Here is a 17337-nt window from a genome sequence, read left to right on the forward strand (position 1 = left end):
GCGGGGACGCCGGGTGCGCGCAGCACCTGCGGGGGAGCCGTCACGGCCGGCCCCGCCAGACGGTCGGGCAGAAGTCCGGGTCGGCGTAGTCGGGCCGTCCGTCCGGGGTGCGGCGCACCAGCACGTCGTGGTTGTACACCACCGGTTCGCCGTCGGCCCGGTCGTGCCGGCGGTACTCGTTGGCGCCGTCCTGCAGGTGCAGCGAGACGGCCCGGCGCGGGTGGCGGGCCAGGTTGGGGCCGCTGCCGTGGTAGGTGCGGCAGTGGTGGAAGGACACGTGGCCGCGCGGGATCGGCATCGGGACCTTGGTCACCCGCTGTCCGTTGTGGGCGGCGTTGGCGGCCAGGATGCCGTCCAGTTCGGAGCGGTCGCGGTCGGCGAAGTGCCGGGTGGAGTCCTCGGCGGAGGGCAGCTCCCGCCAGCGGTGGCTGCCGTCGACCATGGTGATGGTGCCGTTCTCCTCCCGGCAGTCGTGGAACGGGATGAAGGCGGTGAGCATCTCCTGCGAGGTGCAGGTCTGCCAGTAGTGCTTGTCGAAGTGCCACGGCACCCGGTTGCTGGGCTCCTCGGGCACCGGCGGCTTGTAGATCAGGGTGGCCTGGAAGATCCGGATCTCCTCGGCCCCGGCGAGCAGGGCGGCCACCGCCCCGACCAGCGGCTTGCGCAGGATCGCGCCGATCGCCTCGCTCTCGTAGTGGACGTAGTCGTTGTGCCGCTGGACCGGCCCGTCGGAGGGCTGCCAGGCGGCCAACCGGGGCGGGCGGACGGGCAGTTCGCGGTCGCGGTGGCCGGCGTAGTAGAGCTCGGTGGCGGCCTGGAGGGTGTCCAGCTCCTCGTCGCCGAACAGCCGGCGGGACAGGTACCAGCCGTGCTCGCGGTAGTGGGCCACCTCCTCGGGGGTGGGCAGCAGGGCGCGCTCGGCCTCGGTGAGCCGGAACCCGGTGGTCGTGGTCATGGTGGCGGGCCTCCTTCGGAGGTGCGGGGAGGTGCGGAGGGGCGGAGGTGCGGAGGTGCGGAGGTGCGGCGGGCAGAGGTGCGGCGGGGCGGCCGCGGGCGGTCAGACGGCGGCGGCGGAGCCGTGCCGCTCGACCGCCTCGTACAGGGCCTTGATGTTCGCGGTGCCGAAGGTGCCCGCGCCCTGGCGCTCGATCAGTTCGAGGAAGAAGGTGCGCCGGGGGTGGGTCGAGCGGGCGAAGATCTGGAACAGCTGGCCGCCGTGGTCCTGGTCGACCAGGACGTGGAGGTCACGCAGGGTCTCCACCGGGATGGCCGTCGCGCCGAAGCGCTCGGCCAGGACGTCGAAGTAGGCGTCCGGGGTGGTCAGGAACTCCACGCCGCGGGCGCGGATGGTCCGGACGGCGGCGGCGATGTCGCGGGTGCTGAACGCGAGGTGCTGCACGCCGGCGCCGCCGTGGGCGGCGAGGAAGTCGTCGATCTGGCCGGGACGGCGGCGGGTGTCGGGCTCGATCAGCGTGAAGGTGACCGCGCCGGAGGGGCTCTGCACCACCTTGGAGTCCATGGCCTGTTCGCCGACCTCGATGTACTCCTCGAAGATCGTGTGGAAGCCCAGCGCGGCCTCGCAGAACCGCACGGAGGGGGCGAGTTCGCCGGCCGGGAGGCAGATCGCGACGTGGTCGAGCCGGTCCAGCAGGGGCGGCTGCGCGCTGCCGGCGGTCGGCGCGCCGGTGGATCCGTCGGTGGATCCCCGGGCGGAGCCGGTGCCGGATCCGTGGGCGGAGCCGGGGACGGGCAGCGGGACGAAGCGCAGCGCGGTGTCGCCGAAGCCGGCGACCAGGGCGCCCTCGCGGTCCAGCACGCGGGCGCCGTGCCGTTCGGCGCGCTCCAGGGCGGCCCGCGGATCGGTGCAGCCGAGGGCGAGGACGGCGACGCCGTCCCCGTGCCGGGCGACGAACCCGGCCACCGGGTGGCCGGGGTCGACGGCGGAGGCCAGCTGCAGCCGGATGGCGCCCTGGTCGAGCTCAACGGTGCGGGTGCCGCCCGGGCCGAGCGTCGGATCGGCGGCGGTGAAGCCGTAGTCGGCGCAGAGCTCGGCCGCGGCCTTGTCGGCGTCGGCGCAGTGGAACTCGGCGTGGACGATGGTCTGGATGGACAACGGGATCTCCCCCCGGAGGGATGGCGGGTCGTGGATCGGCGCGCTGCCCGGCGGGACGTCCACCGGGCTGCCGTGCTGCCCGGTACGGCGTCTACCGGGCGGCCCGGGTGGCCGGGCCGAGGATGAGGCTGAGGTTGTGGCCGCCGAAGGCGAAGGCGTTGCTCAGCGCGGCGCGCACCGGGGCGGACCGGGCGGCGGCCCGGACGTGGTCCAGGTCGCAGGCCGGGTCTGGGTCGGTCAGGTTGAGCGTGGGCGGCAGCGTCCCCCTCGCCACCGCCAGGGCGGTCACCGCCGCCTCCAGCGCGCCGGCGGCGCCCAGCAGGTGCCCGGTGGCGCCCTTGGTGGAGCTGACCGCGGGCGGGTGCGGGCCGAAGACGGCGCGCAGGGCCGCGGTCTCGGCCACGTCACCGAGCTTGGTGCCGGTGCCGTGGGCGTTCACGTAGTCGATGTCGCCCGGCGCCAGGCCGGCGTCGGCGAGCGCGGCGCGCATCGCGTCGGCGGCGCCGGTGCCGTCCGGCCGGGGCATGGTCGGGTGGTGGGCGTCGGTGGAGGCGCCCCAGCCGATCACCTCCGCGTAGCCGGCCGCGCCGCGCGCCTCGGCGTGCTCGACGCTCTCCAGCACGAGCACCGCGCTGCCCTCGCCCAGCACGAAGCCGTTGCGCCGGGCGTCGAAGGGCCGGCTCGCCTGCTCGGGATCGTCCCAACCCTGAGCGAGCGCCCGGGCGTTGGTGAAGGCCGCGGCGATCGTCGGGTGCAGCGAGGACTCGGTGCCGCCGCACACCACCACGTCCGCGTCGCCGGCCCGGATCAGGCGCAGCCCCTCGGCGATCGCCTGGGCGCCGGCCGCGCAGGCCGTCACCACGGCGGAGCTGTAGCCCCGGATGCCGTGCTTGATGGCGACCCGGGCGGCGGCCATGTTGGAGAGCATCCCGGGCAGCAGGTACGGGCTGACGCCCGGGCGGCCGCGCTCCAGCCGGCGGTGCGACTGCTGCTCGAAGGTCTCCAGCCCGCCGCCGCCGGTCGCCAGCACCACGGCGGTCCGGTGCGGGTCGGCGTCCCGGCCGACCACCAGGGCGGCGTCGGCCAGCGCGTCGTCGGCGGCGGCCAGGCCGAGCAGCACGAAGCGGTCCACGCAGCGGGTCTCGGTCGGCGGCAGCACCTCCCGGCCGTCCACGGCGGGGGCGATTCCGGCGGCGGGCAGCCAGCCGTGCGCGGCGTGGCCCTCGGGGACGGCGCGCACGCCGGAGCGGCCGGCGGTCAGCGCCTCGAACACCTCGACGGGCTTGCGGCCGAGCGGGGAGACCAGGCCGATGCCGGTGACGACGGCGCCGCGGCGCGGCCTCGCGCCGCTCACCGGACGGCCGCCGCTCGGGCGCGGAGTGCCGCTCGCGCGCGGAGTGCCGCTCACGCGTCCACCGCCGCGAGGTGGCGTTCGCGCAGCAGGACCTTGCGGACCTTGCCGGTCGGGCCGAGCGGGATGTCGTCCCCGGAGACCACCGACACCCGGCGGACGGTCGCGGCGGTGGGCCCGTCCAGGGCGGCGAGGACGTCCTCGGTGCGGTCGAGCGCCGGGTCGGCCCCCTCGGCGAGCAGCAGCAGGACGTCGGTGACCACCCGCCCGCCGTCCCGTACCGCCACCACCGTGCAGTCCACCGCCTCCGGGCAGGCGGCGAGCACCCGCTCCTCCGACATCGCGGTGAACAGCCTCTCGCCGTCGCCGAGTTCCACCGAGTCGACGGCCCGGTCGACGTGGTAGTAGTAGCCCTCCTCGTCGCGGTACATCAGGTCCCCGGTGAGGAAGCGGCCGCGGACCCGGGTGCGGAAGGTGGTGGCCGAGTCGTTCCAGTAGCCGAGCGCCAAGGTCGGTGAGGCGGTGGCGAGTTCACCGACCTCGCCGGGCCCGAGCGGCTCGCCGTCCGGGCCGACCACCGCGCAGTCGACGAAGGCGTGCGGCCGCCCGACGCAGCGGCCGTACCGCTCGGTGCCGGGGCCGTGGGTGATGAAGAAGTGCGAGTGGCCCATCTCGGTGGAGCCGAGGCCGTCCACGAACAGCGAACCGGGCACGCGGGAGCGGCCCGCGCGGGTGACGGTCTCCCGGCTGCCGACGGCGATCAGGCGGCGGATGTGCACCTCGTGCGCGCAGTCGCCGGTGTTCCACCAGAGCGCGACCGAGCCGAGGTCCCGGGCGGCGAGGTCGTGGCGGGCCAGGTCGGCCCAGGTGGCGGCGAAGCCGATCACCCCGGTGGGCCGCCACCGCTCGATCGCGGCCAGCACGCCGTCGCCGGACTGCCGGGAGAGGAAGGCCAGTCGGGTGTGCGAGCTGAGCGCCAGGTTGAGCGCGATGACGGTCGCGGCGTGCGGCGCGGGCAGGGCGCTGAGCATCCGGTCCTGGCCCTGCGGGCGGGGCAGCCGCAGCCGGTGGCGGATCGCCGCGTACAGGCTCGCGTGCGAGTGGACGACGGCCTTGGGCATCCCGGTGGTGCCGGAGGAGTGGGTGATCGCCACCGGGTCGCCGGACCAGTGCCGGTACGGCTCCGGGGCGTCGTCGGGGTCGCCGGCGGCGAGGGTGCCGATCTCCGGCAGCAGCGGCGCGCCGGGGTCGTGGCCGGTCAGGGCGGCCAGGTGGGCGGGATCGGCGAGGACACCGGCGGCGCCGAGACGGGCGATGTAGCGGGCGGCGCGCTCGCCGTCGAGGTTGGGGTTGAGCAGCGCGGGGATGGCGCCGAGCCGGGCCAGGGCGAGGAAGGCGAGCACGTGGTCGGCGGCGGCGCTCGCGTACACCACGACCGGGTCGCGCCGGGCGATGCCGAGCGCGTGCAGGGCGGCGGCGCGGGCCCGCACGGCGCGGTCCAGCTCGCGCAGCGTGAGCGGCTGCCAGGCGGGGTGGTCGTCCACCGTGGTGTCGAAGGTGAGCAGCGGCTCGTCGACGTCCAGCCCGAGCGCGATCCGGGTGGTGAGGACGTTGCCGGCGCCGACGTCGGGGTCGTCCGCGAGCAGGGTGCGGAGACTGCGGATGGTCACGGGGGTGGGTCCCTCCCTCGGGGCCGGTGGACGGCCCGGTCGGCTGATCGGGTGGCAGGGTCGGTCGGCCGCGCGGGCGGCGCGGCGGGCCGGGGCTGGGGGCCCGGACGTGGGGCCGGAACTGTGGGCCCTCAGGACCCGGACGGAGGTCGCGGGTCTTCAGGCGCCGGACGGGGGTGCCGGGTCTTCGGGGGGGCCGGGCGGAGGTCGCGGGCCGTCAGGCCGACGGGTGCGAGAGCAGGACGGCCGCGGCGTGGTCCCCGTCGGGCGTCTGCTCGGCGGCGATGACCAGCACCTGGTCGGCGTCACCGTCGGCGAGCAGCAGCGCGGCGAGTTCGTACGCGTCCGCGGGGACGCGCCCGGGGGCCGCGGGCCGGGCCGGGCAGATCGCCACCACCGGGCCGGTCAGGCCCCAGCGGGCGGCGATGTGCCCGAGGACGGCATTCGGGTTGGACTGGAAGAACAGCAGCGGACCGGTGCGCCGTCCGGGTCCGGCGCTCTGCTCGATGGCCCGCGCGGTGGCGAGGTCGCCGCTCGCACTGGCCAGCAGCAGGGCGGTCCGTCCGGGGGCGGGCGGTTCGTCGTGCAGGGCGCGCAGGCAGCGGTCGGCGGTGTCGGCGACCAGCGGGTTGAAGCCGGAGGCGGCGAAGCCGGGCAGCGGTGGCGGCGGCCCGGGCAGGCCGGGGGCGGGGCGGCGGGCCTCGGCGAGGAGTCGCAGGCCGTGGGTGTCGTCGGCGGGGGAGGTCATGGTGGTGTCGGTGTCATCCAGGGGCCAGCAGCAGGGCGGTGTTGGCGCCGCCGAAGGCGGAGTTGAGGCTGAGCGCGTAGGCGGGGCGGGCGGCGCGCGGGCCGTCCAGGACGAGGTCCAGGCCGACGTCCGGGTCGGGGCCGAGCCAGCCGGCGTTGACCGGCAGCAGGCCCGATCCCAACGCGCCGACAGTGACGGCGAGTTCGATCAGGGCCGAGGCCTCCAGGGCATGGCCGTGCACGGACTTGCTGGAGCTGACCGGCAGTCGGTCGGTGTGCCGGCCGAACACCCGTCGCACGGCGCGCGCCTCGGCCAGGTCGGACAGCGGCGAGCCGGTGCCGTTGGCGTTGACGTAACCGACCTCGGTCGGGGCGACGCCCGCGCGGGTCAGCGCGGCCTCGACCGCCCGGGCCACTCCGGCGCCGTCCGGCTCAGGGCGGCAGACGTGGTGGGCGTCCCCGGCTCTGCCCCAGCCGGCCAGCCGGGCCAGCGCGGGCGTACCGCGCCGCTCGGCGGCCGCGGTGGCCTCGATCACGACGGCGGCGGCCGCGTCACCGAGCAGGGTGCCGCTCCGCCCGGTGCTGAACGGGCGCAGCTCGCCGTCGCGGGCCAGCGCGCGCCCGGCGTCGAAGACGGCGAACACGCCCGGTCCGACCAGGTGGACAGCCGCGACCAGCACCCGATCGTGCCGGCCGGTGGCCACCAGGACGGCGGCGTCGGCGATGGCCGTCGCGGCGGCCACGCAGGCGCCGGTGTACACCCGGGTGACGCCGGGGGCGCCCCAGTCCGCACGCACTCCGGTGGCGACGGCCTCGGCGGTCGCCCGGGTGGACGCGTCGCTGTGCAGCGCGAGCAGGACGGGCAGGGCGGCGCCCTCGGAGGTGGTCAGTCCGGCCTGCCGGCAGGCCTGGCCGATCGCGTCGAGCACCGCTCCGGCGGCAAGGACGGCGCTGCCAGGGGGTGCCTCCTGGGCATGCGGGACGGGCATGGCGGACAGGGCGTCGGGGAGGAGAGCGGCCCGGGTGGTGCGGCGGGCGCCGACGTCGAAGCGGGTGACCCGGCCGAACGAGGCCTTGCCGTGCGCGGCGGCTTCGGAAAGCGCCGCGAGCCCGCGTCCGGCGGCGCTGAGCACGCCGATGCCGGTGACGACCGGGATCGCGACCGTCGGCATCCCGGGCGTCCACGGCGTGCGCCCCGGCGTCCGTGGCGGGGGCCCGGCCCCGGCGGCGGGGCCGTTCACGGCCGCGTGCCCGCGCGTCGCCCGGCCGCGACGGCGTCGCGCAGCAGCCCGGTCGCGTCGTCGACCGTCCGTACCGCGCCGAAGCTGTCGTCGTCCAGGTCCAGCTGCAGTCCGTAGCGTTGCTCGAACTCGGCTACCAACCAGGTGAGTTCGAGTGAGCCGAGCTCCTCGGGCACGGTGTCGGCGGCGCGCTGCCCGAACGCCGCCAGCATCGTGAGCACCTCGGCCCGGTCCGGGAGGCCGTCCGCGCCGGTCGCGCCGTCTGCGCCGTTAACGTCGGTCGCGTCGGTCGCGCCGTTTGCGTCGGTCGCGCCGTTTGCGTCGGTCGCGTCGGGGGAGCCGGTCACGCGGCGCTGCCGGAGGTGGCGGGGGAGGCGGTCAGGGCGTCGATCCGCCGGGCGACGTCGGCGGTGAACTCGTCCAGCGTCATCAGCGCGGTGGTCTCCATCTCGTCCAGGTCGAACTTGATCCCGAACTCGTCCTCGACCTGCACCGACAGGTCGGCCAGCGCGAGCGATTCGAGGTCCAGCCCGGCCGGGCCGAGGTCGGTGTCGCCGGTGACGTCGGAGACGTCGTACTGCATCTCGGTGAGGGCGGCGAGCACGAAGGCGCGGATGCGGTCCTGCATGGTGGTGGACTCCTTGTCGGGCCTGTCGGGGGGTGCGTGCGGTACGTGCGGTAGGGGCGGTCAGCGCGCGGCGGTCACGGCGGGCGCGGCGGTGGCGGCGGCCGCGGCGGAGTCGCGCAGGGCGGCCGGGTCACGCAGCAGCTTTCCGGTGGCGGTGCGGGGCAGTGCGGGGAGCAGGGTGAGCCGGCGCGGCCGCTTGTAGGCGGCGAGGCGGCGGGTCAGTCCCTCCTGGAGGAGGGCGAGGTCGGCGTCGGGTTCGGTGGCCAGGTAGGCCTCGATCGCTCCGCCGTCGAAGACGACCACCGCCTCGCGGACCTCGGCCAGCGCGGTGAGGGTCTGCTCGACCTCGGTGAGGTCGACCTTCAGTCCGCCGATCGAGACCTGGGAGTCCAGCCGGCCGAGCACGGTGACCAGCCCGTCGGCCTCGGACAGCTCGGCGGCGTCCCGGGTGCGCAGCCAGCCGTCCGACCACCGCGTCGGGTCGTCCGGTCCGGGGTACGGGGAGGACGCCGCGCCGAGCTGCAACTCGCCCTGCACCACGCGCAGTCGCATCCCGTGGACGGGGCGCTTGGCCGGGTGGAGGGTGCCGTCGAGGTCGGTGGCGATGACCCCGGTCTCGGTCATGCCGTACATGGTGCCGAGCGGGACGCCGTAGCGCCGGGTGAACAGCGCGGGCAGGCCCGGGCGGACGAGTTCCCCCGCGACGACCATCCGCCGCAGCCGGGGCAGCGGCGGTGGAGCGACCGTCCCCGCCAACAGCTCGGCATGGAAGGGCACTCCGAGGACGGTGGTCGGCCGGTCGGAGCCGGCGACCGCGGCCAGGATGCCCGCCGCCGTCATCCGCTCCGGCACGGTGAGCGCGGCGTGGGCGTACAGGCCGTTGAGCAGCCCGCCGACCAGCCCGAGCACGTGTACCACCGAGGAGAGCAGGACGACCCGCTCGCCCTCGCCGGGGAAATCCACCAGCCTCCGGTAGCAGTCCAGTTCGCGCAGCAGGTCGGAGGCGGTTCGGCCGATGACCTTGGCCGGGCCGGTCGATCCGGAGCTGAGCTGGATCAGCGCGTGCCCGGTGCGGGCGGGCCGGCCGTCCGGCAGCGCGACGGGCACCGGGTCCACCTCGGAGAAGCCGCGCAGCGCCGCCGCGGGCCGGTGGGCGGAGCCTACCAGCACCTGCGGGGCCAGCCGCGAGACCGCCGCGTCGACCTCGTGGTCGGTCAACCGGTGGTCGATCAGGGCGACTTGGGCACCGAGCCGCCAGCATGCCAGCAGTACGGCGACGAACGCCACCGAGGGGGGCAGTCGCAGTGCGGCCGTCCCGCCGGGGCCGAGTCCGGCGGCCGTCAGTCGTACGGACTGCTCCGCGACCAGGGCGCGCAGGGCGTCCCGGTCGAGCGGCGCGCCGAGGTGCAGGCACTCCTCGTCGCCGCGGCCGGCCAGCAGGAGCCGGTCGACCCAGTCGCCGGGGGCGTCCGAGTGCGGCGGTGCGGAATGCGGAACTGAAGAGAGGGAAAAGCCGGTCAACGCGGCTCCACACAAGTGAGGGGATTTGACATGAACGCCGTTCACAGCCAAAGCGGTCAATTCCGTTGCCAGACCATGGCACAGACGTTTGGTCAAATCAAGGTCTATACCAATGTGGTCGTTGCTCCTACGCTGCCGAACCGGGACTGGCCCGCGCGTGGCCGTCCGGGAACGAGGAATGCCCGTGGGCGCACTCACGCTGGCCGGGATCGAGCGCGCCGCGCGCGCACAACTTCCCCCGGAAATCTGGGATTTCATCGAAGGGGGCAGTGGCGATGAACGCACCCTGACGGCGAACCGGGAGATGTTCGGACGCTATGCGCTGCGTCCGCGCACCCTGGTCGACGTCTCCGCCTGCGACCCCGCGCTGACCCTGCTCGGCGCGCCGCTCGCCCTCCCGCTCGGCGTCGCCCCGATGGCCTACCACCGGCTGGTCGATCCGGAGGGCGAGACCGCCACCGCGCGCGCCGCCGGCCGGACCGGCGCCCTGCTGGTCGCCGGGATGTTCGCCAGCCGCACCCTGGAGGAGATCGCCGCGGCCGCCACCGGCCCGCTCTGGCTCCAGCTGTACTGGCTGCGCCGACGCGAGGCCCTCGCCGCCCTGGTCGAGCGCGCCGAGGCGGCCGGGTACCGGGCCCTGGTGCTGACCGTGGACGCGCCCAGGATCGGCCGCCGGCTGCGCGACCTGCGCAACGGCTTCGCCATCCCGCCCGCCGTCCGTGCCGTCAACCTGGATCCGGCCCTGATGTCCGCCAGCCACCTCGCCTCCGACGGCAGTTCGGGCATCGCCGAGCACGCCCGCGAGCAGTTCGACCCCACCCTGACCTGGGCCGACCTCGCCTGGCTGCGCGAGCGCACCCGGCTGCCGCTGGTCCTCAAGGGCATCCTCACCGCCGAGGACGCCCGGCTCGCCGTCGAGCACGGCGCCGACGCCGTCCTGGTCTCCAACCACGGCGGCCGCCAACTCGACGGGGCGGTACCGGCGCTGGCCGCCCTGCCGGAGGTCGTCGAAGCCGTCCCGGCCGAACTCCCGGTGCTGCTCGACGGCGGTGTGCGGACCGGTGCGGACATCGCCGTCGCCCTCGCCCTCGGCGCCCGCGCCGTGCTGGTCGGCCGTCCGGTGTTCTGGGGCCTCGCCACCGGCGGCGAAGCCGGCGTGCACCGGGTGCTCGACCTGCTGCGGGAGGAACTGGAGCACACCCTGGCCCTGTTGGGCCGCCCCCGGCTCGCCGACCTGGACGGCACGGCCCTCGCCCGCTGGCCGTGCGGCGCCGCCGGCTGAACCCCGTGGCACCCGCCCACGTACCTTCGAGAGAGAGACCCGGATGACCGAGCAGACCACCGACCGCTTTCCCGGCTGGGACTGGGACGACCCCGACGGCCTGGCCGTCCGCCTGGACGACTTCAGCGCCGACGTCGCCACCTGCGGCACGCTCGAAGCGCACCCCGGCGGGCTCCCGCACGACCACGCCGACTTCCGCGAACTCGGCCTCAGCGGCATCGAGTTCGCGGCCTTCCGGACCGCCCACCCGCAGGGCCTCGGCACCGACCTCGCCACCCTGACCGCCACCGGCACCGGCGCCGCCACCGAGCCCGGCACCCTCTACCGGGTCGACGGCGACCGCTGGTTCACCCAGCTGGACATCGCCCGGCCGCTGCCCTTCGCCGACGCCAGCGTCGAGTGGGTGTACGCCGAGCACCTGATCGAGCACGTCACCCTGCCCGTCGCGGTCGGCTGGCTGCGCGAGGCCCGCCGGGTGCTGCGCCCCGGCGGCGTCCTGCGGCTGACCACCCCCGACCTCGCCCGCTACCTGGTCGGCTACGCCACCGGTGACGGCTTCCTCGCCAAGCACCGCCGCCGGCTGACCACCCTCGGCTTCGGCCCGCCGATGCCCGCGCGCCCGGCCTTCCTGGTCAACCAGATCTTCCGCCACTACGGCCACCAGTGGATCTACGACCTGGACGAGCTGCGGCACGTCCTCACGCTGGCCGGTTTCGCGCCCGAGCAGATCCGCCCCTGCGCCTACCGCCAGGGCCTGCGCGCGGACGTGGCCGACCTCGACACGGCCTTCCGCACCGACGAGACCGTCTACGTCGAGGCCGACCGCTGACCACCCCGAACCGCCCACGCAGGCCCCGAGCCCGCACCCCGACGGCCGCCGCCCCGGACCGCCGAGGGCCCGGACCGCCGAGGCCCCGGGCCCCGAGGCCCTCGGACCGCCGAGGCCCTCGGCGAACCCCGCCCGACGACCCCGCCCGAAGCACCCCGCCGCCCCAGAACGGGACCACCGCCCATGCCCCTGCACCCCCAGGCCAAGGCCCTGCGCGCCCGGCGCGCGAGCAGCGGCGCACCGCCGCTCTACACCCTCACCCTCGCCGAGGCCCGCGCCGCCGACCTCGCCGACATCCGCGCCGCGGCCGGCACCCCCGAGCCGGTCGCCGCCGTCGAGGAGCACCGCTTCCCGGGCCCCGGCGGCGAACTCGCCCTGCGGCTCTACCGCCCCGAACCGCCGGGCCGCCGGCTGCCCGCCCTGCTCTACCTGTTCGGCGGTGGCTGGACCCTCGGCTCGCCCGACACCAGTGACGCCGTCTGCCGCCGCCTCACCAACGCCGTCGGCTGCCTCACCGCCTCCGTCGGCTACCGGCTCGCCCCCGAACACCCCTTCCCCGCGGCCCTGCACGACTGCCGCGCGGCGCTCCTGGAACTCGTCGCCCGGGCCGAGGAGTTCGGCCTCGACCCGGACCGCCTTGCGGTCGGCGGCGACAGCGCGGGCGGCAACCTGACCGCCGCCCTCACCCTGCTGCTGCGTGACGGCGGCGGCCCCGCCCTGCGCCACCAACTGCTCGTCTACCCCAACACCGACCACCGCGCCGACACCCCCTCGCTGCGCGAACACGACGACCCGCTGCTGTTCAACCGGCGCTCGGTCGCCTGGTACTGGGGCCACTACCTGGCCGACCGGGTCGACGGCGCCGACCCGTACGCCTCCCCGCTGCGCGCCGCCACCCTGGCCGGACTCCCGCCCGCGACCGTCCTCACCGCCGAGTACGACCCGCTGCGCGACGAGGGCGAGCAGTACGCCGAGGCGCTGCGCACCGCCGGGATCCCGGTGGAGCTGCGCCGCTACGAGGGCGTGCCGCACGGATTCTTCGCCATGACCGGCACCCTGGACGCCGCCACCGAGGCGCAGGCGTACGCCGCCGCGCGGCTCCGGGAGGCCCTGCGGTGAAGCTCTCGCCGGCCGACCTGCACGCCTCCCTCTCCGACCCGCTGCTGGATGCGATGACCTTCCTCAACGAGGTCACCACCCGCCACCCCGGTGCCGTCTCCTTCGCCCCCGGCCGCCCCTACGAGGGCTTCTTCGAGCCCGAGGACGTTCCGGCGCACCTGGAGCGCTTCCTGGCGCACCTCGCCGACCGCGGCCTCGACCGGGACGCCGTGCGCACCACGCTGTTCCAGTACGGCCCCACCAAGGGCATCGTCAACGACCTGGTCGCCCGCACCCTGGCCAACGACGAGGGCCTCACCGTCGCCCCCGAGGCCCTGGTGCTCACCGTCGGCGCCCAGGAGGGCATGCTGCTCACCCTGCGCGCGCTCTGCGCCGGACCGGACGACGTGCTGCTGGTCAGCTCACCCTGCTACGTCGGCGTCACCGGCGCCGCGCGGCTGCTCGACCTGACCACCCGGCCCGTCCCCGAAGGCCCGGACGGCGGCCCGGACCCGGAGGCCGTCCGCGCCGCCGCCCGCGCCGTCCGGGCCGAGGGCCGCCGCCCGCGTGCCCTCTACGTCGTCCCGGACTTCGCCAACCCCTCCGGCGCCAGCATGCCGGTCGCCGCCCGCACCCGGCTGCTGGAAGCGGCCGCCGAGGAGGGCGTGCTGGTCGTCGAGGACAACCCGTACGGCTTCTTCGCCCGCACGCCCGGTCCGCGGCCGACCCTGAAGGCGCTGGACCGGCACGGCCGGGTCGTCCACCTGGGGTCCTTCGCCAAGACCTGCTTCCCCGGCGCCCGGCTCGGCTACGTCGTCGCCGACCAGGAGGTGGTGGGGCCCGCGGGCCGGCGCCGGCTGCTGGCCGACGAGCTGGCCAAGCTGAAGAGCATGACGACGGTCAACACGCCCGCGCTCAGCCAGGCCGTCATCGGCGGCATGCTGCTGGCGCACGACTGCCGGCTGCGCGCCGCCAACGCCCGCGCCACGGCCCACTACGCGGCCGGGATGGACACCCTGCTGCGGGAGTTGGACCGGCACTTCCCGGCCTCCGAGCGCCGGCGCCTGGGCGTCTCCTGGAACCGGCCGGACGGCGGCTTCTTCGCCGTCCTGACGGTGCCGTTCACGGCCGACGACGCGGCCATGGAGCGCTGCGCCCGCGACCACGGGGTGCTGTGGACGCCGATGGCGCCGTTCTATCCGGCGGGCGGCGGTGAGCACCGGCTGCGGCTCTCGATCAGCTCGCTGACGCAAGCTCAGATCATCGACGGCGTGGCGAAGTTGGCGGCCTTCATCCGCTCCTGACGGCCGCGGGCGCGCACACCGAAGGGGGCCCGGCTCGGGGTGAGCCGGGCCCCCTTCGACGGCGGCCTCTCAGCGCACCCGGGTGGAGAACAGCCGCGCCGACCAGTACACCGCCAGGACGGTCATCGCCACGACCACCAGCAGCCCCTGCCAGACCGCGCTGTCCCCGGCGTGCCCGGAGAACAGCGCGCGCATGCCCTCCACCGCCCAGTAGAAGGGGTTCCAGCGGGCGAGCTGCTGCAGCCAGTCCGGCGCCAGGGTGAGCGGCAGCAGCACCCCGGACAGCAGCGCGATCGGCTGCGCCAGGGTGTTCACCACCGGCGCCATCGCCGCGTCGGCGGGCACCATCAGCGCGATGCCGAAGGAGATCGCCGAGGTCATCAGCGCCAGCAGCCCCAGCAGCAGATAGGCGAGCAGCAGGTTCAGCGGGCTCACCCGCAGTCCGAACGGCAGCGCGATCAGCGTGATGAGGACGGCCTGCACCAGCAGCGCCACCATCTCCCGCAGTGCCCGCCCGAGCAGCAGCGCCAGCCGGCTCACCGGCGTCACCCGGGAGCGCTCGATGATCCCGGCCTTGAGCTCGCCGAGCAGGCTGAAGCCGGTGAACAACCCGCCGAAGATGCACAGCACCGCCAACAGGCCCGGCACGTACACCTGGTAGGCGTCGGCGTAGCTGTTCGCGCCCTCGGGGGCGAGCACCTTCTTCAGCAGCGGTGCGAACAGCAGCAGGTAGAACAGCGGTTGGATGATGCCGACGGCGATCCACACCGGGGTGCGGATCATGAGCAGCAGCTGGCGCTGGAAGACCAGCCAGGTGTCACGGGCGAGCTTCACGGTCTCCCCAGGAGGTCGTACGGGTCCCCGCCCTGCGCGGTCTACCCGCAGGGCGAGCGGGTCAGGACTGCCGCAGCGAGCGGCCGGTGCGGGCCAGGAACACGTCGTCCAGGCTGGGCCGTTGGAGCTGGACGGTGCCGGGTGTGACACCCGTCGCCTCCAGGGCGCGCAGCAGCTGCGGGATGGCGGCGGCGCCGTCCTCCAGGTACAGCCGCAGCCCTTCGTCCCCGTCGGCCTCCAGCCGGTGCAGGTACGGCTGCGGGCGCAGCACCGCGGCCGCCCGTTCGGCGACGCCTGCGCCGCCGTCCAGGCCGACCAGCACGACGTCGCCGGAGATCTCGCGCTTGAGCGCCTCGGGCGTGCCCTCGGCCACGACCCGGCCGTGGTCGACGATGGCGACCCGGTCGCAGAGCGCGTCGGCCTCGTCCAGGTAGTGGGTGGTGACGACGACGGTCATGCCCTCGGTGCGCAGCCGGCGGATCTCCTCCCAGACGCGCGCCCGGCCGGCCGGGTCCAGTCCGACCGTCGGCTCGTCCAGGAACAGCACCCGGGGCCGGTGGATCACCCCGAGCGCGATGTCCACCCGGCGGCGCTGGCCGCCGGAGTAGGTGGCGCACGGCCGGTCGCCGAACTCGCCCAGGTCGAAGGCCTTGAGCGCGTCCTCGGCGGCCTGCACGGCCCGCGCCTTGGGCGCGCCGTACATCCGGGCCTGCAGCACCAGCTCCTCGCGGGCGCTGACGTGGTCGGTGGTGCCGCCGCCCTGGGCGACGTAGCCGATCCGGCGGCGGACGCCGGCCGGGTCGGCGGACAGGTCGGCGCCGGCGACGGCGGCCTGCCCGCCGTCGGGGCGGATGAGGGTGGCCAGCATGCGCAGGGTGGTGGTCTTCCCGGCGCCGTTGGGGCCGAGGAAGCCGTAGATCTCGCCGGCGGCGACCGACAGGTCAATGCCGCGGACGGCGTCGACGGTCTGGTGCCCGCCGCCGCGGCGGGAGGTCTTCTTGCGGTAGGACTTGCGCAGTCCCGTGGTCTCGATCAACCGGAACTCCCGTACGGGGATGGGCTGCCACGGCACCTGGGAGGCGGTGCTCGGCACCTGCGGAGGGCGGTGCTGCTGCGACACCCTAGGGCGAACTCCGGCCCGGAAACAATGGCCTAGACCAATGGACGTGCGATCTCCCGGTCTGCTAATGGGGTTCCGGGCAGGGCTCAGCCGAGCGCCTCCAGGCGGTCCGCGGCCGCCCCCGCTCCGCCGCCGGCCAGCAGGTCCTTCCCGAGCCGGACCGCGGTGTCGCGGTACGCCGTCGTCCCGAGGACGGCCAGCAGTGCGGCCGCCAGCCGCTCCGGGGTGACCCGGGCGAACGGCACCCGCAGCCCGGCCCCGGCCGCCGCGACCCGGGCGGCGACGAACGGCTGGTCGTGCCGGATCGGCGCGGTGACGAGCGGCAGTCCGTGCGCCAGCGCCTCGCCCACGGTGTTCATCCCGCCGTGGCACAGCACCGCGTCCAGCTCGCCGCGCGCCATCAGTTCCAGCACCGGCGCCCGGTCCACCGCGACCGCGTGCGGCGGGAGTTCCGGCAGCAGGGCGGGTGGCGCCGCGAACACCGGCTGCACGGAACGGCCGCACAGCTCCAGCGCCCAGGCGGCCCGGGCCAGGAAGTCCGCGCCCAGCTCGCCGGCCAGCGTTCCCATGGTCACCAGCACCCGGCGGCGGCCCGGCAGCAGCCGCTCCCACGGGAAACCGGGATCGTGCGGCCGGTCCGCGATCACCGGCCCGACCGCGGCGAGGCCCGGCGGGGCCGGCACGGTCGCACCGGTCAGCGCCGGACCGCTGGTCGCCACCACCAGGGCGGGGGAGAACCGCGGGTCGACGTACTCCTCCGCCGGCAGCCGGGCGCGCTCCCACAGCCCGCGCAGCAGTCCGGTCATCCATGCCTCGACCTGCGGCAACGCCCGGTACGGACGGCCCAGTTCCATCGCCCCGGGCGCGAAGCTCGCCCACGGCAGCCCGTGCCGGTGCGCGACCAGTGCGCCCGCCGGGGTGTGCTGGTCGACCAGCAGCATGTCTGGCCGGTACTCCCGTACGGCGGCGTCCAGCGGTTTCGCGGTGAACCGCGCGTACGGGAGGATGAAGCCCTCCCAGAGCGAGCGCAGCGCGGCCAGCCCGTGTCCGCCCTGCGCCCGGAACGCCCGGGTGCCGGTGCCGAGCACGCGGGCGTCGGCGCCGAGCAGCGGCCGCAGCACCGACTCCGTCCCGGTCCAGGCGACGTCGTGGCCGCGTGCGGCGAGTTCGGCGGCGATGCCCGCGGCCGGGTTGACGTGTCCGGTCAGCGGGGGCATCACCAGCAGGAACCGCGTCATCGGGCGCCCTCCTCGGGGAGCAGCCCCTGCAGGTCGGCGACGGTCAGCGCCTCCAGGGCGGCCAGGTCGAGCCCGGCGCGCAGTGCGGCCAGGTCGGCGGCCGGGCCGAAGCGTTCGCTCAGGCGCTGGGCCAGCACGGCGAGTTCGGTCTCGTCCAGCAGCAGGTCGCCGTCCAGCCGGGCGTCCGGCGTGACGCGGCCCGCCCAGCCGGGCGGCCCGTCGGCGGCCTCGACCAGCAGCGCGACCAGCGCCGGATCCAACGGGACTGCGCGGGATGGCGGTTCGGGATGTGCCATGACAGGGGCTCCCACCTGCTCGGCGGTGCGACGGCGCAGGGCGGCCGCACCGGTGAGCGGTCGAC

General features: G+C 75.7%; 17 protein-coding genes. 4 read left to right on the plus strand and 13 right to left on the minus strand.

Annotated elements, in window-relative coordinates; genetic code table 11:
- Positions 1–40: 40 nt before the first annotated feature.
- The 9 genes from ACZ6Y7_RS06670 to ACZ6Y7_RS06710 all read right to left on the minus strand — a co-directional run bounded on the left by ACZ6Y7_RS06670 (position 41) and on the right by ACZ6Y7_RS06710 (position 9271).
- On the minus strand, positions 41–955 hold the full coding sequence (locus tag ACZ6Y7_RS06670) for a phytanoyl-CoA dioxygenase family protein (RefSeq protein ID WP_465756732.1): 915 nt from the start codon (positions 953–955) through the stop codon (positions 41–43).
- 102 nt (positions 956–1057) lie between these two features.
- The gene (gene hppD, locus ACZ6Y7_RS06675; protein WP_465756733.1) at positions 1058–2113 is read right to left on the minus strand and encodes a 4-hydroxyphenylpyruvate dioxygenase; all 1056 of its coding nucleotides are present in this window, start codon (positions 2111–2113) and stop codon (positions 1058–1060) included.
- Between the two features lie 91 nt (positions 2114–2204).
- A complete protein-coding gene (locus ACZ6Y7_RS06680; protein WP_465756734.1) occupies positions 2205–3521 on the minus strand; it encodes a beta-ketoacyl-[acyl-carrier-protein] synthase family protein in 1317 nt (438 codons plus the stop codon).
- Positions 3518–5134, minus strand: coding sequence for a class I adenylate-forming enzyme family protein (locus ACZ6Y7_RS06685; protein WP_465756735.1), 1617 nt, complete (start codon positions 5132–5134; stop codon positions 3518–3520). Before ACZ6Y7_RS06685 ends, ACZ6Y7_RS06680 begins: the two co-directional genes overlap by 4 nt.
- 217 nt (positions 5135–5351) lie before the next feature.
- Positions 5352–5882 carry a beta-ketoacyl synthase chain length factor gene (locus tag ACZ6Y7_RS06690; protein ID WP_465756736.1) on the minus strand — a complete coding sequence of 177 codons (531 nt, stop codon included), beginning with the start codon at positions 5880–5882 and terminating at the stop codon, positions 5352–5354.
- Positions 5883–5895: 13 nt separating this feature from the next.
- Complete coding sequence (locus tag ACZ6Y7_RS06695) at positions 5896–7053, minus strand: beta-ketoacyl synthase N-terminal-like domain-containing protein (RefSeq protein ID WP_465756737.1); 1158 nt, start codon at positions 7051–7053, stop codon at positions 5896–5898.
- Between the two features lie 65 nt (positions 7054–7118).
- Positions 7119–7469, minus strand: a complete 351-nt coding sequence (locus tag ACZ6Y7_RS06700) for a hypothetical protein (RefSeq protein WP_465756738.1) — start codon at positions 7467–7469, stop codon at positions 7119–7121.
- Positions 7466–7750: a phosphopantetheine-binding protein gene (locus ACZ6Y7_RS06705; protein WP_465756739.1), complete on the minus strand. Its 285-nt coding sequence runs from the start codon at positions 7748–7750 to the stop codon at positions 7466–7468. The genes ACZ6Y7_RS06700 and ACZ6Y7_RS06705 overlap by 4 nt, the downstream gene beginning before the upstream one ends.
- Before the next feature lie 60 nt (positions 7751–7810).
- Positions 7811–9271: a class I adenylate-forming enzyme family protein gene (locus ACZ6Y7_RS06710; protein WP_465756740.1), complete on the minus strand. Its 1461-nt coding sequence runs from the start codon at positions 9269–9271 to the stop codon at positions 7811–7813.
- A gap of 178 nt (positions 9272–9449) precedes the next feature.
- Between ACZ6Y7_RS06710 and ACZ6Y7_RS06715 the strand changes: the two genes are divergently transcribed.
- From ACZ6Y7_RS06715 to ACZ6Y7_RS06730, 4 genes are all read left to right on the plus strand, one after another.
- Positions 9450–10553, plus strand: a complete 1104-nt coding sequence (locus tag ACZ6Y7_RS06715) for an alpha-hydroxy acid oxidase (protein ID WP_465756741.1) — start codon at positions 9450–9452, stop codon at positions 10551–10553.
- Positions 10554–10596: 43 nt separating this feature from the next.
- Positions 10597–11382, plus strand: a complete 786-nt coding sequence (locus tag ACZ6Y7_RS06720; RefSeq protein WP_465756742.1) for a class I SAM-dependent methyltransferase — start codon at positions 10597–10599, stop codon at positions 11380–11382.
- Positions 11383–11565: 183 nt separating this feature from the next.
- Positions 11566–12501, plus strand: coding sequence for an alpha/beta hydrolase (locus ACZ6Y7_RS06725; RefSeq protein WP_465756743.1), 936 nt, complete (start codon positions 11566–11568; stop codon positions 12499–12501).
- Complete coding sequence (locus ACZ6Y7_RS06730) at positions 12498–13784, plus strand: aminotransferase-like domain-containing protein (protein ID WP_465756744.1); 1287 nt, start codon at positions 12498–12500, stop codon at positions 13782–13784. The genes ACZ6Y7_RS06725 and ACZ6Y7_RS06730 overlap by 4 nt, the downstream gene beginning before the upstream one ends.
- Positions 13785–13853: 69 nt before the next feature.
- Here the strand turns inward: ACZ6Y7_RS06730 and ACZ6Y7_RS06735 are convergent, their stop codons facing one another.
- The 4 genes from ACZ6Y7_RS06735 to ACZ6Y7_RS06750 form a co-directional block, all read right to left on the minus strand.
- Positions 13854–14618 (minus strand): ABC transporter permease, encoded by a 765-nt coding sequence (locus ACZ6Y7_RS06735; protein WP_465756745.1) that lies wholly within the window; start codon positions 14616–14618, stop codon positions 13854–13856.
- 61 nt (positions 14619–14679) lie between these two features.
- Positions 14680–15711, minus strand: a complete 1032-nt coding sequence (locus ACZ6Y7_RS06740) for an ATP-binding cassette domain-containing protein (protein ID WP_465756746.1) — start codon at positions 15709–15711, stop codon at positions 14680–14682.
- Positions 15712–15824: 113 nt separating this feature from the next.
- Positions 15825–16976: a glycosyltransferase gene (locus tag ACZ6Y7_RS06745; RefSeq protein WP_465756747.1), complete on the minus strand. Its 1152-nt coding sequence runs from the start codon at positions 16974–16976 to the stop codon at positions 15825–15827.
- A complete protein-coding gene (locus tag ACZ6Y7_RS06750) occupies positions 16973–17272 on the minus strand; it encodes a hypothetical protein (RefSeq protein ID WP_465756748.1) in 300 nt (99 codons plus the stop codon). Before ACZ6Y7_RS06750 ends, ACZ6Y7_RS06745 begins: the two co-directional genes overlap by 4 nt.
- Positions 17273–17337 lie beyond the last annotated feature (65 nt).

It is taken from the genome of Kitasatospora sp. NPDC053308, assembly GCF_055585785.1.

Excerpts from the sequence above, each read along its gene's own strand:
- ACZ6Y7_RS06705 (WP_465756739.1), bottom strand. The coding sequence starts at position 7,750 with ATGCAGGACCGCATCCGCGCCTTCGTGCTCGCCGCCCTCACCGAGATG.
- ACZ6Y7_RS06670 (WP_465756732.1), bottom strand. The coding sequence starts at position 955 with ATGACCACGACCACCGGGTTCCGGCTCACCGAGGCCGAGCGCGCCCTG.
- ACZ6Y7_RS06720 (WP_465756742.1), top strand. The coding sequence starts at position 10,597 with ATGACCGAGCAGACCACCGACCGCTTTCCCGGCTGGGACTGGGACGAC.
- ACZ6Y7_RS06725 (WP_465756743.1), top strand. The coding sequence starts at position 11,566 with ATGCCCCTGCACCCCCAGGCCAAGGCCCTGCGCGCCCGGCGCGCGAGC.
- ACZ6Y7_RS06690 (WP_465756736.1), bottom strand. The coding sequence starts at position 5,882 with ATGACCTCCCCCGCCGACGACACCCACGGCCTGCGACTCCTCGCCGAG.
- ACZ6Y7_RS06750 (WP_465756748.1), bottom strand. The coding sequence starts at position 17,272 with ATGGCACATCCCGAACCGCCATCCCGCGCAGTCCCGTTGGATCCGGCG.
- ACZ6Y7_RS06715 (WP_465756741.1), top strand. The coding sequence starts at position 9,450 with ATGCCCGTGGGCGCACTCACGCTGGCCGGGATCGAGCGCGCCGCGCGC.
- ACZ6Y7_RS06745 (WP_465756747.1), bottom strand. The coding sequence starts at position 16,976 with ATGACGCGGTTCCTGCTGGTGATGCCCCCGCTGACCGGACACGTCAAC.
- ACZ6Y7_RS06695 (WP_465756737.1), bottom strand. The coding sequence starts at position 7,053 with ATGCCGACGGTCGCGATCCCGGTCGTCACCGGCATCGGCGTGCTCAGC.